This is a genomic window from Bacillus sp. FJAT-45037 (assembly GCF_002797325.1).
In the GTDB taxonomy this organism is placed as follows: domain Bacteria; phylum Bacillota; class Bacilli; order Bacillales; family Bacillaceae_D; genus Alkalihalophilus.
On the sequence record NZ_KZ454938.1, the window covers coordinates 736,682 to 759,123 of the forward strand.

Below are 22,442 nucleotides of genomic sequence, written 5' to 3' on the forward strand. Positions count from 1 at the left end.
ATCGGAACCTTATAAGGGAGATGGTGTAACGGGAGCTCCCGTTAAAGAGCTAGGGTATAAGCATATAACGGCAGTACCTGAAAGGTTAATATGGTGACATATTAATAAACTGGGGTGGCACCACGATTGTTAAATCTCGTCCCCAAGACCAAAAGTCTTGGGGGTGGGATTTTTTTATTTGCTGATAAAAGAAATGCAGTGATAAAAATAAACTATAGGAGTGAGTTTATTGAATGTAAAACTCATACTAGAATCGTGGAAATATCCTTCTATTTTATTGCTTGGAATAGGTGTGTCTAATTTAGGTGCTTGGGTGTACTTAATTGCATTAAACTTAATCGTTTTCGATCTCACGGGGTCTCCTCTTGCGGTAGCGGCACTTTATATTCTGATCCCTTTAGCCACTTTAGTCACCAACTTTTGGTCTGGTAGTATGATTGATCGATTGAATACTCGAAACATGATGATCGTTCTCGATATAGTTAGAGCCATCTGCATACTTCTTTTGCCTTGGTTATTAGATCTATCCATTTGGTTCATGTATGTAATGGTCTTTTTTATTAATATGGCAACCTCAATGTTTGGCCCTGCATCGATGGTTTATATCACAAAACTAATTCCTTTCGAACAAAGAAAGAAATTTAATTCTTTAAGGAGTTTAATTGATTCGGGTGCTTTCCTTCTTGGACCCGCTCTGGCAGGAGTGCTTTTTATAATGGGTACGCCTGAACTCGCCATTATAATTAACGCGATTGCATTATTTTTATCAGGTTTAATCACATTCCTTATGCCGAATTTAGAGAAGTCTTCACAAGTTAATAATAAGGCTGAAAAATTATCACTACCACTATTAAAGAAAGATTTTCAGGTAGTCATGCATTTTAGTAAAAGGAACGTTTATATTATTCTTATTTACTTTTTATTTAGTTCCGTTATGGTTATGACTTCTGCTGTCGATTCCTTGGAAGCTGCTTTTGCCAAAGAAGTGCTAAACTTATCTGATAGTGACTACGGATTTTTAGTAAGTATTGCAGGAGCAGGCATAGTTGTTGGAGCATTTATGAACACAGTTTTCGTTAAGAAAATCGCCACTTCAATTCTTATTGGATTAGGTTCAACATTTGTATCGATCGGCTATATCATTTATGCTCTTTCAAATTCATTTATCATGGCAGCAACAGGATTTTTTGTCCTTGCCTTCTTTCTTGCATTTGCAAACACAGGTTTCCTTACTTTTTATCAAAATAACATTCCTGTAAATATAATGGGTAGAATAGGTAGTTTATATGAATTAATCCAAGCAGTGCTCATTATACTAACAACTGGAATTATAGGCCTCTTTGCACAGGTGCTTTCAATTCAATTTGCGGTCATTACAGGGGCTGTGATCATGTTGTCAATTTCTATAACATTATGTGCTTTCAACATCCAACCTTCAAAAAGTACATATTATCAACCGACTATACTTGATAAAATAGAGTTGAATTAAAATAGAATTTACATCGATAATAACGATTTATTTATTAAACAAACGGGTGCGTTTAGTGGAACAGGGCTGACGCTTTTTCAACTATAGGAGCAGGTTTATTCAATAAACAAGTAAAATACCCAATTATTGTATTGATTTTGTTAAGATTAATATTGGGAGGGAGATATAAAATGAAAAGTTCAATTCTAACTGCAATCATATTTTTGATGTTGTTGCTTTCTGCGTGTTCCAATGAAGAAGTTATTAAGAACAATTATTCATTTACAGGTGAAGGACAGTATTGGGAAGCAGAATACATTTATGAAGGAACTGAAATCTGGGAAGAGGAGGATAATCGAACTCACTACTCACATGAAAATGAGGAAACGTTTGTACTTACATTTAAAGGTTCTTTAGAGGAGACGCAATCAATAAAGAGAGTAGGTTATTCCTATGATACAACAACTGGAGAAGGAAGCGGCTCTCGAGAGTTTGACGAACCGCCAAATGAGATCACACTTAGAAGTGGTGGTGGAGGGACTGGATCTAAAATTAAAGAAGATGAAATAATATCTGTAATTGTAAAATGGAACGGTCTTGAAGAATCATTTGAATTAGTTAATATAACGGAATAGGGTAATTTTATTCAACTAAAGGGTGCGTTTCTTCAAGGGGAGAATTGCACCTACGTATTTAACTAACGAGCAGGATTGTTGAACAGAAATTTGATAAAGAAATTAAGTAATAAGTTAAAAAATGGAGGGATTTATGAAGCGATTGTTGTTATTTTTTCTTGTATTTATATTATCTTCTGTTTTTTTAGGATGTTCTTCGTTTGGAAATGATGAAGAACAGTATTCTATTCTAGTAGTGGAAGGTAATGAAAATATGAGTGGTGTATTTGGTAAGTATGCAAGCAACGACTACCCAGTAAAAGAATTAGAATATATCGTTGATTTAGAAGTTGCAAAAGAAAAATACCCTCATTATGAAATAGAAAAAGCACCAGCTATTTTTATCTTTTCAACTTTTGGTGAAGTGAGAGGATTAGAACTTAAAACTTATGATATTGATGAGGCTATTCAGTTTTTAGAAGATAAAAAAATAGAAAGGAAATAACAGTGGAACATGCATTAGTCATTAGTCTTAATTCTTTAACTAACGGGTAGCGATAACTCAATAAGAACAGTGCTTCTTGTGCTAACGGAGCAGTTTACTAGAAGAACAATTACTTATTTATTCATAAAAGGTGTAATGCAATGTTAAGATTTTTAGTTTGAGAATTAGAACGAATAAATTGGGGTGATATTGTTGTGGCGTACTTATTTTCATTTGTCCTTGGAGTATTACTCCAAGTAGTTTTCTTTATCTTGTGTTTCGGTACCTTCCTATCGGAAATGAATAATATTGTAGGGTTTTTCACTTGTTTTTTAATTGGGATTATTACTTTATTTGCTGGTATCTATTCAGTTAAAGTCGGTCAGGTACATTCTTTTACCATAACTATTTTATCAGTCCTAGTATGTATCGTTGCAATTATAATATTATGTTTTTCAGTCTTTGCATATTTCTCAGTTGAGGGTGATGGGATGAGCCCTTTGTTTTTTCAGAAGTAAACAAATTGGACCTATGGTTTATAGTTTATACTTATTGATTTGCTCTAGTGGTTTTTAGTGCTTGCTTATTGAACAAACGGATGCGCTGCTTCAATTAGGAACCTCACTTCTGCTTCAACTATCGGGGCAGAATACTTCAATAAACAGTAATAATTCAGAAGGGGTGGTTGTGATAAATTGGTTTAGTAGTAATAGGAATATAATCATTTTTTTAGTGATATTTATTGGGTTGTTATTATTTATACCTTCATCAATTATTTTTCAGCAACAATTAGAGAAGAAAAGTTATGAAAAAGCGGCTCATTATGATTTATCAAAAGAAAGCCTTTATAATCTTAAGTTGACTGAAAGATTAACCATATCAGAAATTGATAGCAATTTGCTTCTGCTTGAAGATGAAACAAATGAAGGCACATTTATTGTTAATGATACTGATATTATATCTGTAATAGATGAGCTACTATATAGGATTGTCATATTGGGTAATGAAGTTTCGACTACAAAGGAAATAAGTTTGGCTAGTGACTATGAGGATATTGTTCGTGCATATGGTGATGACTATTACAAAAGAGAAGAGCAATCATTTCGTATAATCGGATACCCCGATAAAGAACTTAATGCAACTTTAGAATTCTGGATACTAAACGAAGAGCTACATAGAATTAAATTTGAAATCGACGAACCAATATAAATAAAGTTTGTGAAGGGCTGTACTTAAAGAACGGGTGCGTTTAGCAGAACAGGGCTGACGCTTCTTCAACTATAGGGGCAGGTTAATTCAACAACGATAGAGAATTTTCAATTTAACAATTCTTTTTTAGGAGGTCATAATGGAGTTTTATAAATTTAACAAAGACAGTGGTAAAAAGATTTTAAAATTTAATTCGGATTTTATTATGTCTCGTATAATTCAAACAAATAAGCCAACCAATATTGGATGTATGCACTTAGATGAAAATGGTATCGTTGGCTATCATCAAGCAGTAGTGCCTCAACTTCTCTTAATTTTGAACGGAGAGGGTTATGTCCGTAATGAAAATGACAAATATTTTAAAGTTGAGTCTGGGGATGCTGTCTTTTGGGACAAAGATGAATGGCACGAAACTAAAACTAATGTAGGATTAACTGCTATTGTCATTGAAAGTGAAGAATTGACCCCTGCATTATTTATGACACTAAAGGAATAGATGTTCTTCAACTAAAGGGTAGCATTAGTTAAAGAACCTTAGCGTCTGTTATGGCGCTATCGGGGTAGGTTTGTTTAAGAATAAATGGAGTAAATGAGAATTTTCTGGATTGATGAAAGGCTATATTTCCAATGTGAATTGAAAATATCCATTTCAAAAACCAATACTTTTACTATTTCACTTTTAGCGCCCCCATATTAAACGAACAACGCAGTTAGTTTAATAAGAAAATACCATTCCTACATGGTAATATAAGGGCATACACAAAAAGGAGAATACTTAAATGTCATTTATAACCATTGAAAAAGCATCCATTACAGATGCTGAAAAACTAACAGAAATAAAGAAAAGAACTTTTGATGAAGAAGTGAAAAAGTGGCTTCCAAATCAAAATGATGTAATTGATAACAATATTAAGCCACCAGGATATTCTTTTGTTGAAATGACTAAGTATATGATTAAAGAATTGAAATACTTTAAAGTCTTACAGGGTAAGGAAATTATCGGTGGAATTATAATAACTACTTCTGGTAAAAGTTTTGGGAGAATAGACCGTATTTTCGTTGACCCTAACTATCAGGGGAAAGGAATTGGATCAATTGTAATTAATTTAATAGAGAAAGAGTTTCCTGATGTAAGGATTTGGGACCTTGAGACATCAAGTAGACAAATTAACAATCATTATTTTTATCAAAAAGTGGGTTATAAAACCATCTATGAAAATGAGGATGAATATGGTTATCTAAAGGAAATAGAAACTTCATTAGAAAAAGAAAACATAGTTGAAAATAAAAGCATTCCTAGTTTCCAATATGTGAATTGCGATATGGTAAAAACGGAGTGTTATGGAGTGAATTTAGAAGGAAGTTCATTCGGTAACAGTAATCTAATGAATAGTCATATTAGCAATTGTAATTTTAGCGACTCAAAGTTCCAAAATTTAAATCTTAGAAATTCACTATATGCCGATTTAAATCTTTCTAACAGTAAGATGATATTTGTTACTTTAGGTGGGGTTAGTTTCATTGATACAAATCTTGGAGATGAGAATATACCAATTTCATTTGAAAGATGTGACCTTGAAGGAAGTAAATTTAGTAACAGTAATCTTCGAAATGTAGAAATACAAAATAGTGATTTGACTGGTATGAAAATAGATAATGTTCCAGTAGAAAAGCTTATTGATGCTTACTATCAATTGAATAAAAAATAATCATTAGTATTACCTTTATTTTTAATTGTTTGTTCAAAGAATGGGTGCTTAAGATGAAGATCGCAAGCCTGCTTTGATACTTTTTTCTTATTGAACTAAAGTTGCAGTTTAGTTAAATAAAGGGGCTGGCAATTATGGGAGATGAAAGATATAAAACTGTTTATATAGTAACCAAACAACATATAAGCAACTACCCCAATCCCATTAGACTTTTTAAAGGGCAGGCTGTTATTGTCGGCAAAAAGTATGAGGGTAACGAAGGTTGGAATAACTGGATATATTGTTACACTAAAGATAAACACTTAGAGGGTTGGGTACCCGAACAAATAATTCATATTGAAGGTGAGCAAGGGTTGATTCTAGAGGATTATATTGCTAAAGAATTAGAGGTTAATGTTGATGAACAGCTTATTAAATTTAACGAACTTAATGGTTGGATATGGGTTAAAAGGCTAATTAACTCAGAAGAAGGTTGGGTACCTAAAGAGAATGTAAAAGAAGTAAATGATGACTAACCAAAAATGTTGCTAACAAGTTCTTAAATTTAATGGAAGGAATTGTTGACTTGATTCTTGGTGCTTCTTGTACTAACGGGCAGAATAGTTTGAAAAATTTCCCAATATTATGGTAGTGTTTTGTAGAGGGAGGTGAAAATATGAGTAGAGATAATGCTGATAAAAATACTTTTATTAGTACCGCATTAGGTTGGACGGTTGATGCAGTGTTATATCTTCCAAGGATTTTTATTAATTTTGTGAAAGCTGTTTTCTAATGTAATGTTGTTTTCACTATGAGAGAAGGGAAGTTGTTCAACAACTTCCTTTTCTTATTAAAGTAAACCAGCTAATAGTTTGTCAACATTTTTCAATAAAAAAATGAAATTGCACATGCTATACTAAAAATGAGTATACCAAATAACCTACCAATCTGTACTTTTTGGAAGGTCTTGGTCTATCTAGTTAGATATAGCTATCAAGCTACATCTTGGAAAGGTGTTTTGCTTTTCAGTAAAGCATAAATCCAATGTAAGAGTTTATTGACACAAGCAATGACGGCGACTCTAAATGGTTTACCTTCTTCGCGTTTTTTATCGTAAAACTCTCTGAGTCTCTTGTTCCGTGCAATAATTTCGTCGGTTGTCTTTTGCTTACGAGAATCTCTAATTCCGCATTGAACGGCCATAAATAAGGCATGTCTCAGTCTGGAAGAGCCTCTTTTAGTTATCCGATTAACGGAAGCTGTAAACTTTCCTGAAGAGTAAACACTAGGGTCGACTCCAGCGTATGCAACCAACTTCTTTGGGTGATTAAACCGATCTATCTCACCGATCTCAGAAATAATCGTGGCGGCGATCTTTTCTCCAATTCCGGGAATAGATTGGATAATCTGATATTCTTCAATTTCTTTCGCAAGGGCATCTATTTCAGTTGCGATGTTGGATAGGTGCTCTTGGTATTGAAGAACGATGTTCGTTAACATCTCCAAATTGAAAATATGACTCTCATACAAATTCTTTTGAAACGGGTTGCGCAAGGCAGCCTCTCTCAGCTTTTGTGCTTTTTCTATGGCCCACCTCTCAGAACGACTTTTACATAACGAAGCGATCTTTTCGACCAATTCAGACTCATCCACTTGTAAGACAGCCTCTGAAGTTGGAAAAGCCTGCAGGGTTAATAACGATACCTTCGAATACAAACTACCAAATACGCCTCTGTATTCAGGAAACACCTGATCCAATAAGGAATGGAGTTGTAGTTTCGTATTCGCCGATACTTCAGCGATCGTCTCTTGTTGTCTGGTTAAATTACGAAGATTTAAGAGTTGAATCCCTCGTTTTTTAGTGCGCCCGGCATGGGTGATAACTTGGTGGTGAAAGTCCGCTACAGGCTTGGCAGTAGGAACTGTTAGCTAAAGGCAAGGGTGTCCATTGCGAAGTGGAATCTGAAGGAAGCCTGCGGCAAAATCCCGAACTGACGAACAGAAATTGTATAGAAGGCTGAATTGGAATGGACGAGTTTGCTAAACAAAACAAAGTCCGATACTGCCCGAATTCCATACAGTAAATACAGCAGTTACATGGGAGGAAGGTTATCATCCTTACCCGGGGAGGTCTCATGAGGGTTACTTACGTAACAATCATCCTAGTGATAGGTTGATGAATCATGAGAAGTCAGCAGAGGCCATAGTAGTTTTACAATAAAATGAAGGGCCGAACAATCTTAATCTTGGAAAACAAGGAGGTGTAGACATCGCCGCCAAAGCGCAGAAAACATCGTGGTAAAGACCGAATAGATGGCTACTTATGGAGAGATAGGTTGGAAACCAAAGGTACATAAGAGTGCGTAGGGATGTCGACATGGATATGAGAGAACAAGATGGTAACGCATTAATTAAACAAGTGATTGACGACAAAAATCTTTTAAATGCATATGAGAAAGTAAAGAAAAACAAAGGAGCTCCAGGAGTTGATGGAGTAACTGTGTACGAACTCGAATCTCACATGCGTAAGTATTACCAACCATTGAAAAAGAAGCTATTAGACGGAACGTATCAACCACAGCCAGTGAAAAGAGTCGCCATTCCGAAACCGGATGGTTCTAAAAGATACCTCGGTATTCCAAGTGTCATGGATAGGGTTGTCCAACAAGCTATTCTACAAGTTATTGAGCCGAAAATCGACCCATACTTTTCAGAAAAAAGCTTTGGATTCAGAAAAGGAAGGAACGCACACCAAGCAATCAAGCTAGCTGAGCAATACTACGAGGAAGGATATCGAACAGTTGTCGATTGTGACTTGAAAAGCTACTTCGATACGATCCATCACCAAAGAGTACATGCTTATCTTGAGGAATTTATCTCTGATAAAATCGTCCTGAAACTGATATGGAAATTCTTGCGTTCCGGAATACTTGATAAAGATATTTATATCGAGACAAATGAAGGAACTCCGCAAGGTGGTCCACTTTCACCGATCCTCGCCAATGTCTATCTAAACAAACTGGATAGAAGACTGGAAGAACGCGGACACCGGTTTATCCGATACGCAGATGACTTTGTTATCTACGTTAAAAGCAAACGAGCTGGCGAGAGAGTCATGGATAATATCTCAAACTACATTGAGAGTGACCTTGGATTAACCATTAATCAAAATAAAAGCAAGGTGTGTAGTGCCACTTCGGCAACCTTCCTAGGGTTCAATATTCAAAATTTAATGGGAAAGTCGGTAGCCGACCTAGCAGGTCGGCAAAACAACGTTTCAAAAATAAACTCAAAAACTTAACCAGTCGGAAAAGACCTGGGACATGGAAACAGATCATGACAGAAATTAACCGGGTAACAATTGGGTGGATTAACTATTACGGAATCGCAAGGATGAAGACGTTTATCCTTGAAGTTCAAGGATGGTTAAATCATAGGCTCAGACAAATCATTTGGAAAAGGTGGAAGAAAGTTAAAACGAAATTTAAAATGCTTCGTAAATATGGCATCGGTCATGAGGATGCCATCAAGATCGCCAATTCTCGAAAAGGATATTGGCGTATTTCAAGGTCGGAAATCATTCATCGTGCAATCACAAAAGAAAAACTCATAAAGTGGGGATTAAAAGAATTATCCACACTTTATGAGCTGCGCTACTTAAAAGATTGAACCGCCGTATACGAGAACCGTACGTACGGTGGTGTGAGAGGTCGGAGGCTAAAAGCCTCCTCCTACTCAATTAGGGTTCAAGCTCCTCCTTGTAGTAAAGCTCGCACAAATGATACGCATCAACGGCATCTGTTTTTACCTTGCGTAAGCTCGAACTTTTCGCTCGATGCGAAATGAGTGGGTTGATGACAATATACACATACTCTTGGTCCTCCAGAAACTGAATCACAGGTAGATGATAATGACCTGTCGACTCTAAAACCACAGAAGGTGGTTGTCCTTGTGCTGCTTGTTCGACTTCTTGAAGAAATGCCAAGAATGTCTCGAGACCCTCACGATCATGTTTAATACTGAAACTCTTACGATAAGGCTTTCCCTTGTCCAAGAAGGCTTGAACCTGACTTTCTCCTTTTGAGACATCCAGACCGATGACTGGATTCATTGTTTATCAACTCCTAGAAATAAATTAGTTGGTAACCCCTAGAGCTTCTTGTAGTGTCATAGGTTCGCTTGTTAAACGGGATCATTTCTATGTCCCAACCAGCCTGAAACATGTTCATACAAGTAGGGGGCGAACAGTTTAGCTAACGGGATCGAGTCCCACGGGTGCGACGTTCTACCCCGACTACCGCTATCATACGACCATAAAAAATAAGGTCAACCAGAAATATTTTCTTATCTGGCTAACCTTATATTACGAACGGGTGCGATTGTTCAATAAGAGCAGTAGCTTTTTCACTAACGGAGCATTTCACTTTAATAAAGGGAATATCAATGGTGAAAAAAAAGGGAGTGGGTTTCGTGATAATAAATATTATTACTGGAATTATTGTCTTGGGAGTCAGTTTTATAGTGTTAGCTGGGTGGTTTATTTTTGACCCTTCATTTCAGCCTATAATATTTGTTCCTATAACGGCGATTCTTTTATGGATATTAGCTGTTATCGGAGAAAGAAAGATAATTAAATTTAATTTTGGATTTAGAACGTTGCAAATTCTTCTTGCTGCTTTAGCTTTAATTTATTTGATTTATGTTAATTTTTATTAAATCCCCTCGGAAGTTTGTGATGTATTTCACTTAAAGTAGTGGGAACGTCAGTGCAAGATGCTCTAGTTATTATTGACTCGATTGATAATTGCATATTGAAAGGGGTGGCTGTCTTGCAAAAATGTGAAAACTGCAACGAACAATTTAGTTGGAGTAAAATTTATAAATCGTTTTGGTGGGCATATAAACCTATAAATTGTGATAAATGCGGTAAGGAGCATAGGATTACCATTATTGGTAGATTCACATTTACTTTTCTAACTATTGTACCGATGTTGATTTTTGGGAATTTCCTTTCGCCATTCAGTAATTTTTTTATGACTCTTACTATTGGATTCGCCATATTAATGATTGGCTCATTGTTTGCTCCATATTTTGTTAAGTACACCAGGGTATTGTGAAGTATCACATTTAAACAAACGGGTGCTACCCTGAAAGAAGGAACGGTGCAGTTTTTATCGGAGTGCGAAGTTATCGCAGATAAAAAAAGAGCTATAATACCATGATATAAGGACTACTAGGGGTGGGTCGCCGAAAATAACCGAGAAGAGATAGAACAAAATCTTCAAATAACATAAATGACTTTTTGTTATTGTGCTAACGGGTAGCATTCGTTAAAGAAACCACTAAAAACAACGAAAAGGAAATCCAAATATATGGAAGTCCTTTCGTCATAGTAAAAAAAGAATTAAACTTTAACAAAGCCGTTTCACAACGGCAGATCTTTCCGCTTAAAAACCGCTACTCCTATGAGGTATAGAACGAGCGCCAGTCCTCCAAGTATAAATAACTGCGGACCATAGCTTCCACTTTGAATAATCGCATCCGAATCAAAAAGGGTAATGATCGTGACATTTTCAAGGATTGACAGACTGTCACTCATGCCGGAAAGCATATTCGCGGCAAAGAAAAATACCGTTAGGCCTGCACCGAGCGCCAAGGAATAGCTTGACCGGTTGAATAAACAAGAGGCAAAAAACGTGATACCGCTTATAGCGAGATTTAATAGGAATGAACCTAACGTAAGCATGAAGAACGTGTCTAATGGAAGCTCACCTGGCTGAACGAGCTCTGCCACGCCAAATCCTACCCCAAAGATCAGCGTGAATAATGCGGTGAGGGAGGAAACAAAGTAAATGAGACTGGTTACCGTGTACTCGGTTCTTGTGATGGGCGTTGACAGATGGTATGCCATGCTGCCTTTATCCACCTGCTCTGCTATCAGCTTATTGCCAATGATGACGGAATAGATCATGGCGAAAATGAGGGCGAAGTTTCCAAAGAACTGATTTGCTGTAAAAGCGGTTAAGGTTGAAATATCACCTAACGGATTAATGGGCGCATCCGTGCTTGTTTGGGCAATTTCATTCATAGTTTCCGGCGTGAAGATACTCATTATGATCCCGATTAACACTGAAAGTGAACCCGCTATGATGAGGAATACTTTTGCATTTGATTTAATTAAGTGAATGAGTAAAGTCTTATTGAACATGGTCGTGATTCTCCCCTCTGTAAAAATTCATAAAATTATCTTCCAGTGAGTATTTCATTTCACGAATGGAAATCACATTTTTAGCAGCCAGTGCACGGATCAGATTGTTTAGTTGGGTATCTTCTATTTCGATCACGAGCTGCAAGCCTTCCTTGTGAATCTCTGAAATTTTGAAAATATCCTGCTGAATTGATTGGAAGTCTTCAGGATTTTGAAACGTTACTTTGAATGTGGTCTTCTCAACGTTGTTAAATTCCTGCGCCTTTATGACTGAAATGATTTTCCCCTGCTTAATCATGGCAATCCGGTCGCAGGTCCCCTCGATTTCTTCAAATAAATGAGACGACATAAGGATGCTTTTCCCCTTTTGTTTTTCCTCGCGAATAAGCTGAACAAAGACCGATTGCATCAAAGGATCAAGTCCAGTTGTTGGTTCATCTAGAATGAGAACTTTAGGATCGTGCATAAAGGCACAAACGATTCCAACCTTTTGCTTCATACCCTTCGACATTCGCTTAATGGGTGCTGAAGGATCAAGGTTGAACATCTCTATTAACTGTTGAGACCTTTTCAGGTCACGGAGACCTCGCATTTTCGCGGTATGCTGAATAAGCTGCGTGCCTGTCATGTTTTCCGGAAAGGCCATCTCTGCAGGCAGATAACCTAAATGCTTTTGAATTTCTTTAGACTCATTCCAGCAATTCAACTGTAAAACAGCAGCCGTTCCGCTTTGCGGTTTACTGAATCCCAACAGATGGCGAAGCGTTGTCGTCTTCCCAGCCCCGTTTGGACCGAGAAAGCCAACTACCTCTCCTTCTTCTATTTGAAATGAAACATCAAAAATTCCCTTATGATTTCCGTAATCCTTGGTAAGATTTTGGATGTTTATCGCTGTCATCTATCATCACCAACCATTTCTTTTTATTTATCCGACAATATGTCGTATGATCTAAGCATATGGTGTACGCACATCCCGATCAACCGACAGTTTGACGCTATTGTCGGATTCTGCGACACCCCACAGGAGGAAGAGTTATGAAAAAGAATCCAGCGATTACCGCTCAAACGAGACAAAATTTAACCGATGCTTTCTGGCAGCTTTATTTCACAAAGCGAATCGAAAAAATAACGATTAAAGAAATTACAACGAAAGCGGGCTATAATCGGTCCACCTTTTACGAGTACTTTACGGATGTGTATGACGTGTTGGAGCAATTGGAAAACAATTTGATTTCCAAGCTGCAGGAAATGCCGATGCAGCAGCTTTCTTCTTCAGGCGACCCATTTCCTCTTGAAGCACTGGTCCGCTTGTATTCCGACCAAAGTCAGTATCTTGCCGTCCTGCTTGGAGACCACGGAGATCCGGCCTTTCAAAGAAGAATCAAAGCCAGCATTAAGCCCGTGATGAAAGAAATCCTTGTCGTACAGGGAGCAAAAGACGGCTTTGAGCTCGACTACACATTGGAATATGCGCTATCTGCGATGATCGGGATTTTAAGCTATTGGTTCAACCAGGAAAACGCTCCTTCTATGGAAGACTTAACAGCGCTGCTTGGAGAACTTTCGAGTGATGGTGTGATAGGGAAACTGATGGGCTTGAGAGAGTGATTGCGGAGTGGTGCAAATCGGCAACACAAAAAAAGGGCTTGGGTCTAGGCTCTTTTACTTGTAAATAGGAAACTAAAGTGCTGAATAAGCTCATTTTATATTCTGTAAAAAAATACTCTCCATTTGGCGTAAGTAATTCCATAGCAGGCTAAATGAATGAGGCCATAAACGAGGACATGTTCTTCACGAAAATCATTAACTGTTGGATTAAAAATACGGAGTACATTCATCGATGTTATCGTAAAAAGCATTAGAATTCCTAATACTATTTTACTTTCCAAAAATCCCTTGTTTCTTGTCAGATGATGCCACCATGTCGAAGTCCTCCTGCTATATAAATTCCATATATCTTTCTTCTAGCTAGTTATAGGAGGGTGAATTTTTATAATAGTATGTGAAACATCGAACTTTAACTAAAGGAGTAGCTTTGATTCAAGAAGGATTGACGCATTTTTTATTGAACTTATTGCAATAACGGAGCAGTTTATTCAATTTCGAAATGACACAATATGGTATGTTAAATTAGAATTTATTTAAAACATTAACATTTATGGGTGAGGGGGATAAAACCTGTGGTTGAAAAATCAAAAACAAATACGAAGGCTATTGTATCTTTAACACTTGGAATTTTGTCTATTTTAATACCTACAATGGGAATAGTTGTTGGTGTGCTAGGAATAGTTTTTTCAAAAATCGCAAAAAAAGAAATTGAAAATTCAAATGATGTAGGTATCGGTCTTGCTAAATCGGGGATGATTTGTAGCATTGTAGGAATTGTGATACAACTCTTTTTGATATTAGTAGGTTTTCTATTCGTATTTTCAACATAGAAAGCAGCTTATTAAACAAACGGGGTGCGATGCTTTAACAAGGCATCGCTTGCTTTGTTCCGTTAACGTGGAAGTTTAGCACCAAAAGGCTAATACGTGCTAATATATTGGTAATAGTTAGGAGGATTTTAATGAAAAGTTACTTTTCTCGATATTTATTATTTGGTTTATTAGGGATAGCTTTCGCATTATATATTTACATTGTTTTATCTTTCATTACTGTAAATAGTATTGGATTATCACTTCTTTCCTTTGTTCTTATTGGAATTGGGGCATTATGTATTAAAGCACTGTTAAGTAAACTACTCTTAGGACAGGAAAGTAAGTCTGGAAAATTCCAAACGACATTTTACTGCTCATTTGGAATTTGTGCTATTTTAGCTTTGTTCGTTATTTAAGAAAATTTATAGTATGTTACGAAACAGGTCTTATTGAGCTAACGGGTGCGTTTCTGCAACAGCAGTAGGAACGCTGTTTGACGAACGAGCAGGTTTGATCGATTAAGAGCATTCGCTTTCTTTTCTAAGTTGCAGAATAGTTCAACACTAATTTAGTTGGTTGATAAATAAAATATTGAGGATTTTTAACTTATAGGTAGGATGGTGAAATACTTCATTGTTTCCAACATTAATAACGCTACATAAGTTATCATTTGTTACTCCTATTTTAATAATAACTACTTGCTATTTTTTTGTCTTAAAGTAAAAATCTGGAGTCTTCCTAAAGGGGGGGGAATAATGAGAATATTCGGTTCAATACTTATCACGATCATACTTAGTTTCATAGGGTTTGTGGCAACGATCATTGCATCATTTACTAGAGATGCGGAGTTTTATACTGTTTTTATCCCTATCATTACAATTGGTCTAATTACTTTTATTATTGTGGCGATACATGGTAAATTCAGAAGTCGTTTATCCAAGATTAGTACCATTGTTTTTATTTCGTTAAGCATAGTTTCTGTAGTAGCCTATGAGGGGTATCAAGCGTATGTGAAATCACTTGAGGTTGTAAGTACACAAGATGTAAATTTATTGGAATATCGGCCGTTTGTGGAAGATACGAAAGCAGTATCATTAGATGAACCTTCGAGTTTTACTATTCAAGACAATTTACCGTTATTAGACGGGGCAACAGCTTTATACCCGCTTTATTCTGCTTTTGCTCAAGCTGTTTATCCGAAAAAGGATTATTCATTAGGGGATAGTGAGGTTGTCTCTAATCAAACAAGCAATGCTTTTGATCGTTTATTGAAAGGTGAAGTTGATATTATCTTTATTGCACATCCTTCGGAAAATCAAATGAGAAGAGCCGAACAGCAAGGAGTGGAATTACATCTAACACCGATTGGAAGAGAGGCTTTTGTTTTCTTTGTACATTCAAACAATCTAGTTGATGAACTAACGATAGAACAGATTCAAAATATATATTCCGGAAAAATTACTAACTGGAGTAAAGTAGGGGGAAAGAATGAACAAATTCGTGCGTTTCAACGACCTGAAGGAAGCGGAAGCCAGTCTGCAATACTTAATGTGATGGGGGATGTTCCGTTAATGGAACCACCTTCAGAAGATATTGTATCGGCAATGGGTGGTATTATTCGAGAAACTACGAACTATCAGAATCGTAAAAATGCAATTGGATTTTCCTTCAGACATTTCTCACAGACTATGGTAGAGAATGGAGACATAAAAAATATTGCTGTAGAAGGAATTTTACCGACCAAAGAAAATATTCAAAATGAAACGTATCCATTTGTCGATCAATTTTACGCAATAACGGCCAGCAGTGATAATCCGCATACTGAGGCATTCATCAGCTGGATGCGATCTGAACAAGGTCAAGAACTTGTTGAACGTACTGGATATGTTCCTGTGAAATAATGGCAACACTATTGAACTTAAGGGAGCGATTGCTTAATAAAGGGTAATCGCTTCTTGAACTAACAGGATAGTAGAATAACGATTTGGTGGTCATAAAAGGTAAAATACATATGTAAGAGGGGGGAGAAGAACATGGATATCGTTGGTGCTTTTATTAACCTTGTATTCTTTTTACTTATCATTTACTTAATATCAAGAGTCGCTCATTTTATGAATTATACAAAAAATAGGTTAAATGAGATAGATAAAAAGGTAAATGAAATAAAAGACTACATATCTAATAAGAATTAGTATACTCACTGTTTGAATATAGTTATTCAAGTATTGGGTGCGTTAATTTAACAAAAGTCAGGGCATTTCTTCTGCTAACGGGGCAGGATTATTTCATAGCATGTGGTAGGGAGGGGTGGTGGATATGGTGCAAGTTCAATTAGTTAATCATAATTTGGATTATTGTGAACAAATCTATAGATTATCGTCTGCCCCTCAAATAAAAGATGCATTAGGACTTTCAAATAGTACGTTAGAACATACTAAACAATTTGTAAAAGGAATAATCCAAGAAGAACATGATGGTAAAACGTTGTCTCGTGTAATTCTAGATGAAAACAGCAACCTTATCGGCATTACAACATTAATGTTTATTGACTACAAAAAACAATCTTGTCACATCGGTTCATGGTTGGGTCATGAATATTGGGGCAAAGGCTATAACCAAGCGTCAAAAATTGCTATTTTACAAATAGCATTTGTAGAACTTAACTTAAAGTATGTTTTTGCGGGAGCAAGGAAGGTAAATATCCGATCTCAGAAAGCACAAGAAAAATTACCTTTCATTAGATTACATATTGAAAAGTATTTTTCAGAAGAGCACACTGCTTTAGAAAAAAAGGAAAAACAACCTTGTGTGCTGCATGGATTTTATAGAGAAGATTTTATTAAATATCTTAATGACAGTAACCAAATCAAAGGACAGCCGCCTTTCTACTAACGTCCATTTTAGAGGTGAGGAGTTGATTATGTGTATTGTTTCTGTGAGCAAAAAGAAACCTTTGAATTAAAGGTTGAGGGCGATATTGGAGCAGACCCAATATGGTGTAATCAGTGCAGTTGTAACTTTGAATTAAAAGACATCCCCATTTCAGATGAGTTAAAAGTCGAATTGATGAGGTGGGTGAATAAGTATGGAAAATGGATTGATTGGGGTAAAGATAAATTAATTCCTAATGGTATTGAGATGGAAGAAGCACACAATGAACAAGGGTTTATACTAACAGAAAGAGTAAAGAAGGAACTAAGAGGAAAGTACAAGGTGAAGTTTTCACCTTCAACTAGGGCAAGTGGCTATGCAAATAAACAATAGCTAGCGCTTGTTAAACAAACGGGTGCGTTTAGTTCAACAAACAAATATGATAATTAAAGTCACGAAGAACATATTCTTCGTGCCTCACAAGTAACCCCGTTAGTCGAACATGAATGGCGTTAGCTTCGGAAATATATGTTGACCCACGCGGGTGCGAAGTGTATTTCCGAAGCGACTCATATATACACCCTTCATTCTCGTTCGGACCTCTTGGTTTTAAAATACTTCTGTCCAGCCCTCTTTTTGTGGATTCATTAGAGAGTAAGATGGTTTTATATGGTAAAATGTATGCAAAAGGAGTGTTCGTATGGAACTATTTATTGGACTTGCAACAGTTCTAGCTTCTATCGGTGTACTTTACTAAATGGGCAAATCAGGATTCACATGGGGAAGCAACAACGAGGAGAAATGAAAAAATCGTAGGGAGGATAAATCTCCCTACGATTTTTTTAATATGTTTTATCTCCATTAAAGATCGAGTTCTTTACAACGACATAATCCACGTGGCGGATTGCATCTAGTGTTTTACCACCTGCATAAGAAATAGAAGATTGAAGATCTTGTTCCATCTCCGTTAAGGTATCTTTTAAAGAACCTTTATGTTCAACGATCATCTTCTTCCCCTCGACGTTTTTCTTTTCGCCTTTTTGGAATTCAGAAGCGGAACCGAAGTACTCTTTGTACAACTTACCGTCTTTTTCGATTGTTTCTCCTGGAGATTCTTCATGTCCAGCAAATAGGGAACCGATCATGACCATAGAAGCACCGAAGCGAACCGATTTCGCGATATCACCGTGCGTACGAATCCCACCATCAGCGATGATAGGCTTTGTTGCGGCTTTTGAACACCAACGTAGGGCAGCTAACTGCCAACCACCTGTACCGAATCCTGTTTTAATTTTTGTAATGCATACTTTCCCTGGACCAATCCCAACTTTCGTCGCATCCGCACCAGCGTGTTCTAATTCTCTGACCGCCTCTGGTGTACCGACGTTGCCGGCAATGACAAAGCATTCAGGTAAAAGTTTTTTAATATGTTGGATCATGTTAATGACCGCATTGGAATGGCCATGAGCGATGTCGATCGTGATATAGTCTGGCACGAGTTGATCGGCAGCTAGTAGCTCGATAAATTCATATTCCTCATCTTTAACGCCCACACTAATCGAAGCGATTAATTCGCGTGATTTCATATCTTGAATGAAAGCATGACGTGTTTCAGGCTCAAAACGATGCATGATATAGAAATAACCTTGTTCGGCTAAGAATACCGCAATCTTTTCATCGATGATTGTTTGCATGTTTGCCGGAACGACTGGCATGTTAAATGTATGTTTACCTAATGTGATCGTTGTGTCACACTCAGAACGGCTATTAACGATACATTTTGCAGGAACCAATTGAATATCTTCATAATCAAATACGTTTTCCATGACTACACCCCTAAAGACGAATAATTAAAAAGCGGTTAAAATAAATCGTTCGTACATTTGGTAATTTACATTATTTTTAAGAGAATGTCAAAGCTTTTTTGTATCAAAATGCTAATATTAGAAGATATGTATAAGTCTAAGAAGGGAAGTTTTTTAGGGGTATTTGTCAAGACGGTTGAAAGAGAATCAAAATGAAAGGCTTTCAATAGGATACATAATCATCTTTTAGGTGAAAATAAGCTCGTCTAATCGGGTATTATGTGATACGATATCATAGAGGTACGTACAACTACAGAAAATGAAAAATGAGGAGCTGGTAGATATGAGTCAATCAGTAGCAAATTTAATCGACCACACAGCATTAAAGCCGGACACAACGAAAGAACAAATTTTAACTCTTTGTGCAGAAGCGAAAGAGTACAAGTTTGCCTCTGTATGTGTAAACCCAACATGGGTTAAGCTTGCAGCTGAACAATTAAAAGAAGCTGAAGGCGTTGAAGTCTGTACAGTCATCGGTTTCCCTCTAGGAGCAAGCACTCCAGAAGTGAAAGCATTTGAAACAACGAATGCAATTGAAAATGGTGCAACAGAAGTAGATATGGTAATTAACATCGCAGCATTGAAAGACAAAGACAATGAACTAGTTGAGCGTGACATTCGTGCCGTTGTGGAAGCAGCTAAAGGGAGTGCGTTAACGAAAGTCATTATTGAATCTTGTCTATTAACAGATGAAGAGAAAATTCGTGCATGTGAACTTTCTGTCAAAGCTGGTGCTGACTTTGTGAAGACATCAACTGGCTTCTCAACAGGCGGAGCAACGGTAGAAGATATTGCGTTAATGCGTAAAGTCGTAGGACCTGAACTAGGTGTGAAAGCATCAGGTGGTGTTCGTGACCTAGAAGGCGCACATGCAATGGTTAAAGCAGGAGCAACAAGAATTGGTGCAAGTGCAGGGGTTTCAATTGTTAACGGTGAAACGTCTAATTCAGACTACTAAAATTTGTAAAGCAGACAAGCAGGCCTTTGGTCCGTATTGTCTGCTTTTTTTGCGTTAAACAAAAATCGATGGATGATCTACCTATAAGATAAGAAATTCTTAACATAATCCAACAAGCTCCCGGGTATAAGTATGACAAGACTTATTTTCGATCGAGATGAGGGGGAGTGCAAAAATATGAACAAACGATTAGCTGTGTTCAATACGTTAGCACTTATTGCCGTATTGATGGTGAACTATTTATCAAATGCATTGCCGATTAATGGACAGACAGCAGGAGAAATATCAGACCGTTTAAATGTACTCTTCACACCAGCAGGTTATGTGTTTTCAATTTGGGGACTCATCTATGTCTTGTTAATTATTTGGGTGATTGCGCAATTCTTACCTAAAACGAAAAACAGTCCAGTATATGAATCAGTCGGGTATTGGTTTGTCATCAGTTCTGCCTTAAACATTGCTTGGCTGTTGCTGTTTCACTATGAACGATTCAACTTAACGATGGTGGCGATGCTTGGTCTCTTGATTAGTTTAATCATCATTTACATCAAAATCGATCAAAGCGTTGGGCGTTCGCTCTTTAGAGTTCCCTTTTCTGTCTATCTGGGTTGGGTATCGGTTGCGACGATTGTCAATGTAGGAATTGTCTTAACTGTCAATGATGTGAGCACATTCGGAATTGCCCCAGAAGTATGGACAGCGATTCTACTAGTCGTTGCTACGGCATTAGGAGTCTGGTTTATGAGATACAATCATGATCTCATCTATCCTCTTGTGTTTATATGGGCATTTATTGGCATTGCGGTTGAACGAAGTGAATATCCGATCATCGTGTATACGGCTTGGGCAATGGTTGCGATATTAGTTATTCTTATTGTCATTCAATTTGTGAGAAGAAGAGTTGTAAGGATATAAGTCTTCATTTGGAGCGTTAGGGAGTATACAGGACCCTGACGCTTTTTTATATGACTGAAACAGAGTACCTTATCTTTACAATAGTTGCCAAGTTAGATATGATACCCCTATAGCTATTTTTTAGTATCGGATAATAAAGGTGGGGAATTAATGAGTGATGTATGGACAGTAGGGCCATTGATTATTAAACATTCATGGGTATGGCTCGGTATCATCGTAGTGATTAGTGTTTTTATGATGAAACAATTCTTTAGTGAGACGTTAGGTGAAGAGAAAAATGAAAAAGAATCATTTTGGAATGCCTTTTTCGCCTTTTTTCTTACGTTTCAATTCTCAAAGTTAATCCTTCAATTTCAAGTGGCGATCAAGGATCCAATCGCGATATTAGCTACGCCAAGTGGGGCAAATGAATGGATGCTTGCCTGGTTCGTGATGAGTATTTATTTATGGTGGGTGACAAGAGCAAATGCTAATCTTAGAGTGACGTTATTTCTCAAGGTGACAGTCAGTTATTTGATCGTTGAGACGATGTATTATGCGCTCTTCCCGTTTACAACGATCCCAGGAGTCGTTCGTACAAGTGTCCTATTAATGGTGATTAATGCATTTCTTCTTGTTTGGGTTTATCTTCAGGTAAACCGGAACATAGCGATTCAAAAAATATTAGGCCAAGTGCTTGCTCTATTTGGCTTGATCAACGGTGTGCTCGCTCTTTTCATCTCGATCAGGATGCTGGATTATTCGGTGCCGAGCTGGTTTTATATTTTGGTATTTCTAGCAGGCTTAATCACGATTTCATCATATGATAAAACGAAGGGGGAGAAATAACATGCGTGCGAAACTCGTTTTACTTATTGTTTTTGGGTTTGTCATTTGGGGAGTGATTGAATCAGTCTCCAATCAATCATCTACTCGTGAGGAAAATGAAGTGGAGCAGACATCGACAGATCTCGCACCAGATTTCACATTAGAAACTTTATCAGGAGAGAATGTCGCCCTATCTGATTTTATCGGTCAGCCTGTCATGGTTAACTTTTGGGCTACTTGGTGTCCTCCTTGTCGAGCAGAGATGCCAGATATGGAAGAGTTTTATCAAGAAGAGGATGTCATGATCCTAGCGGTGAATGCTACAGCGTCTGAAACATCTGTTGATACGGTAAGGGCGTTCCAAGAAGAGCTTGAGTTAACGTTCCCAATCTTGCTTGATCCAACAAGTGAGGCAGCTTCGCTCTATAACATTCAACCACTACCGACATCTGTGTTCATTAATCGTCAAGGAGAAGTAGAACATGTTCAAGTTGGTGCGATGAACAAGGAAATGATGCTGCGAGTTTTAGAAGAATTATAAGAGGTATGTGATAAAGGGTGAAGATGTACAATCATTCTCGAATCAGTTAAAATATGAGTAAATAAGATCCCGAATCTACCGGATGAGAGGAGTTTAGATTTATGGAATATACTCAAGAGATGAAAAATCGTCTAAAACGTATTGAAGGGCAAGTGCGTGGTGTGCTTCGTTTGATGGAAGAAGAAAAAGATTGTAAAGCAGTAATCACGCAAATGTCTGCGACAAAATCAGCGATGGATCGAGCAATGGCTTTTGTGATTGCTAAGAATATGCAACAATGTATTCTCGAACAAGTGGAAAAAGGCGAGAGTGCCGATGAAATTGTCGAAGAAGCGATTCAATTACTAGTAAAAAGTCGATAGTACATGAGAAGGATACTGACATCGGTATTCTT

Annotated in this window: 25 protein-coding genes, 3 pseudogenes and 1 other annotated feature (1 of these 29 cut by a window edge); of the genes and pseudogenes, 23 read left to right on the forward strand and 5 right to left on the reverse strand. The window is 37.1% G+C overall.

The features are described 5' to 3' along the window. Positions 1-147, forward strand: a binding site (T-box leader); it begins 106 nt to the left of the window's first position. Between the two features lie 82 nt (positions 148-229). The 7 genes from CDZ88_RS03635 (at position 230) to CDZ88_RS03665 (ending at position 5,999) form a co-directional block, all read left to right on the forward strand. Then, the gene (locus tag CDZ88_RS03635) at positions 230-1,489 is read left to right on the forward strand and encodes an MFS transporter (RefSeq protein ID WP_100372244.1); all 1,260 of its coding nucleotides are present in this window, start codon (positions 230-232) and stop codon (positions 1,487-1,489) included. A 170-nt stretch (positions 1,490-1,659) separates the two neighbouring features. Next, entirely contained in the window at positions 1,660-2,103 is a 444-nt protein-coding gene (locus CDZ88_RS03640; protein ID WP_100372245.1) for a hypothetical protein, read from the forward strand. A 133-nt stretch (positions 2,104-2,236) separates the two neighbouring features. After that, the gene (locus CDZ88_RS03645) at positions 2,237-2,587 is read left to right on the forward strand and encodes a hypothetical protein (protein ID WP_100372246.1); all 351 of its coding nucleotides are present in this window, start codon (positions 2,237-2,239) and stop codon (positions 2,585-2,587) included. A gap of 558 nt (positions 2,588-3,145) precedes the next feature. After that, complete coding sequence (locus CDZ88_RS03650; protein ID WP_100372247.1) at positions 3,146-3,775, forward strand: hypothetical protein; 630 nt, start codon at positions 3,146-3,148, stop codon at positions 3,773-3,775. A 139-nt stretch (positions 3,776-3,914) separates the two neighbouring features. Beyond that, positions 3,915-4,271, forward strand: a complete 357-nt coding sequence (locus CDZ88_RS03655; RefSeq protein ID WP_100372248.1) for a cupin — start codon at positions 3,915-3,917, stop codon at positions 4,269-4,271. Positions 4,272-4,554: 283 nt separating this feature from the next. After that, the gene (locus CDZ88_RS03660) at positions 4,555-5,484 is read left to right on the forward strand and encodes a GNAT family N-acetyltransferase (RefSeq protein WP_100372249.1); all 930 of its coding nucleotides are present in this window, start codon (positions 4,555-4,557) and stop codon (positions 5,482-5,484) included. A 134-nt stretch (positions 5,485-5,618) separates the two neighbouring features. Continuing rightward, entirely contained in the window at positions 5,619-5,999 is a 381-nt protein-coding gene (locus CDZ88_RS03665) for an SH3 domain-containing protein (protein ID WP_100372250.1), read from the forward strand. A 457-nt stretch (positions 6,000-6,456) separates the two neighbouring features. Here CDZ88_RS03665 and CDZ88_RS03670 read toward each other — a convergent pair. After that, positions 6,457-7,323 (reverse strand): annotated as a pseudogene (locus CDZ88_RS03670) (IS110 family transposase); the annotation flags it as partial. Positions 7,324-7,840: 517 nt separating this feature from the next. Between CDZ88_RS03670 and ltrA the strand changes: the two are divergent. After that, entirely contained in the window at positions 7,841-8,764 is a 924-nt protein-coding gene (ltrA, locus tag CDZ88_RS03675) for a group II intron reverse transcriptase/maturase (RefSeq protein WP_232718543.1), read from the forward strand. A 29-nt stretch (positions 8,765-8,793) separates the two neighbouring features. Then, positions 8,794-9,132, forward strand: a pseudogene (locus tag CDZ88_RS17710) (group II intron maturase-specific domain-containing protein); the annotation flags it as partial. 73 nt (positions 9,133-9,205) lie between these two features. On the opposite strand, the pseudogene CDZ88_RS03680 reads toward CDZ88_RS17710, so the two are convergent. Continuing rightward, positions 9,206-9,574 (reverse strand): annotated as a pseudogene (locus CDZ88_RS03680) (IS110 family transposase); the annotation flags it as partial. Positions 9,575-9,933: 359 nt separating this feature from the next. Here CDZ88_RS03680 and CDZ88_RS03685 point away from each other — a divergent pair. Continuing rightward, positions 9,934-10,179: a hypothetical protein gene (locus tag CDZ88_RS03685; RefSeq protein WP_157796460.1), complete on the forward strand. Its 246-nt coding sequence runs from the start codon at positions 9,934-9,936 to the stop codon at positions 10,177-10,179. A 104-nt stretch (positions 10,180-10,283) separates the two neighbouring features. Further along, positions 10,284-10,580 carry a TIGR04104 family putative zinc finger protein gene (locus tag CDZ88_RS17970; protein ID WP_442857108.1) on the forward strand — a complete coding sequence of 99 codons (297 nt, stop codon included), beginning with the start codon at positions 10,284-10,286 and terminating at the stop codon, positions 10,578-10,580. Positions 10,581-10,888: 308 nt separating this feature from the next. Here CDZ88_RS17970 and CDZ88_RS03695 read toward each other — a convergent pair whose 3' ends face one another. After that, on the reverse strand, positions 10,889-11,671 hold the full coding sequence (locus CDZ88_RS03695; protein ID WP_100372253.1) for an ABC transporter permease: 783 nt from the start codon (positions 11,669-11,671) through the stop codon (positions 10,889-10,891). Next, complete coding sequence (locus tag CDZ88_RS03700; protein ID WP_100372254.1) at positions 11,661-12,569, reverse strand: ABC transporter ATP-binding protein; 909 nt, start codon at positions 12,567-12,569, stop codon at positions 11,661-11,663. Before CDZ88_RS03700 ends, CDZ88_RS03695 begins: the two co-directional genes overlap by 11 nt. A gap of 137 nt (positions 12,570-12,706) precedes the next feature. Between CDZ88_RS03700 and CDZ88_RS03705 the strand changes: the two genes are divergently transcribed. The 7 genes from CDZ88_RS03705 to CDZ88_RS03730 all read left to right on the forward strand — a co-directional run bounded on the left by CDZ88_RS03705 (position 12,707) and on the right by CDZ88_RS03730 (position 17,355). Further along, on the forward strand, positions 12,707-13,279 hold the full coding sequence (locus CDZ88_RS03705) for a TetR/AcrR family transcriptional regulator (protein WP_100372255.1): 573 nt from the start codon (positions 12,707-12,709) through the stop codon (positions 13,277-13,279). A gap of 572 nt (positions 13,280-13,851) precedes the next feature. Next, on the forward strand, positions 13,852-14,109 hold the full coding sequence (locus CDZ88_RS03710) for a DUF4190 domain-containing protein (protein WP_100372256.1): 258 nt from the start codon (positions 13,852-13,854) through the stop codon (positions 14,107-14,109). Between the two features lie 131 nt (positions 14,110-14,240). After that, a complete protein-coding gene (locus CDZ88_RS03715; protein ID WP_100372257.1) occupies positions 14,241-14,507 on the forward strand; it encodes a hypothetical protein in 267 nt (88 codons plus the stop codon). Between the two features lie 339 nt (positions 14,508-14,846). Continuing rightward, entirely contained in the window at positions 14,847-15,992 is a 1,146-nt protein-coding gene (locus CDZ88_RS03720; protein WP_100372258.1) for a PstS family phosphate ABC transporter substrate-binding protein, read from the forward strand. A 132-nt stretch (positions 15,993-16,124) separates the two neighbouring features. Further along, positions 16,125-16,283, forward strand: a complete 159-nt coding sequence (locus CDZ88_RS17570) for a hypothetical protein (protein WP_198507813.1) — start codon at positions 16,125-16,127, stop codon at positions 16,281-16,283. A 124-nt stretch (positions 16,284-16,407) separates the two neighbouring features. After that, positions 16,408-16,983 carry a GNAT family N-acetyltransferase gene (locus CDZ88_RS03725; protein WP_100372259.1) on the forward strand — a complete coding sequence of 192 codons (576 nt, stop codon included), beginning with the start codon at positions 16,408-16,410 and terminating at the stop codon, positions 16,981-16,983. Positions 16,984-17,013: 30 nt separating this feature from the next. After that, positions 17,014-17,355, forward strand: coding sequence for a hypothetical protein (locus tag CDZ88_RS03730; RefSeq protein ID WP_100372260.1), 342 nt, complete (start codon positions 17,014-17,016; stop codon positions 17,353-17,355). A 449-nt stretch (positions 17,356-17,804) separates the two neighbouring features. Here the strand turns inward: CDZ88_RS03730 and guaC are convergent, their stop codons facing one another. After that, entirely contained in the window at positions 17,805-18,788 is a 984-nt protein-coding gene (guaC, locus tag CDZ88_RS03735; protein WP_100372261.1) for a GMP reductase, read from the reverse strand. Positions 18,789-19,110: 322 nt separating this feature from the next. Between guaC and deoC the strand changes: the two genes are divergently transcribed. From deoC to CDZ88_RS03760, 5 genes are all read left to right on the forward strand, one after another. Then, a complete protein-coding gene (gene deoC, locus CDZ88_RS03740; protein ID WP_100372262.1) occupies positions 19,111-19,785 on the forward strand; it encodes a deoxyribose-phosphate aldolase in 675 nt (224 codons plus the stop codon). A gap of 177 nt (positions 19,786-19,962) precedes the next feature. Next, positions 19,963-20,700: a tryptophan-rich sensory protein gene (locus tag CDZ88_RS03745; RefSeq protein ID WP_100372263.1), complete on the forward strand. Its 738-nt coding sequence runs from the start codon at positions 19,963-19,965 to the stop codon at positions 20,698-20,700. A gap of 150 nt (positions 20,701-20,850) precedes the next feature. Beyond that, positions 20,851-21,528: a hypothetical protein gene (locus CDZ88_RS03750; RefSeq protein ID WP_100372264.1), complete on the forward strand. Its 678-nt coding sequence runs from the start codon at positions 20,851-20,853 to the stop codon at positions 21,526-21,528. Between the two features lies 1 nt (position 21,529). Next, positions 21,530-22,048 carry a peroxiredoxin family protein gene (locus CDZ88_RS03755; protein ID WP_100372265.1) on the forward strand — a complete coding sequence of 173 codons (519 nt, stop codon included), beginning with the start codon at positions 21,530-21,532 and terminating at the stop codon, positions 22,046-22,048. 101 nt (positions 22,049-22,149) lie between these two features. Then, positions 22,150-22,410, forward strand: a complete 261-nt coding sequence (locus tag CDZ88_RS03760; RefSeq protein ID WP_100372266.1) for a metal-sensitive transcriptional regulator — start codon at positions 22,150-22,152, stop codon at positions 22,408-22,410. Positions 22,411-22,442: the final 32 nt, after the last annotated feature.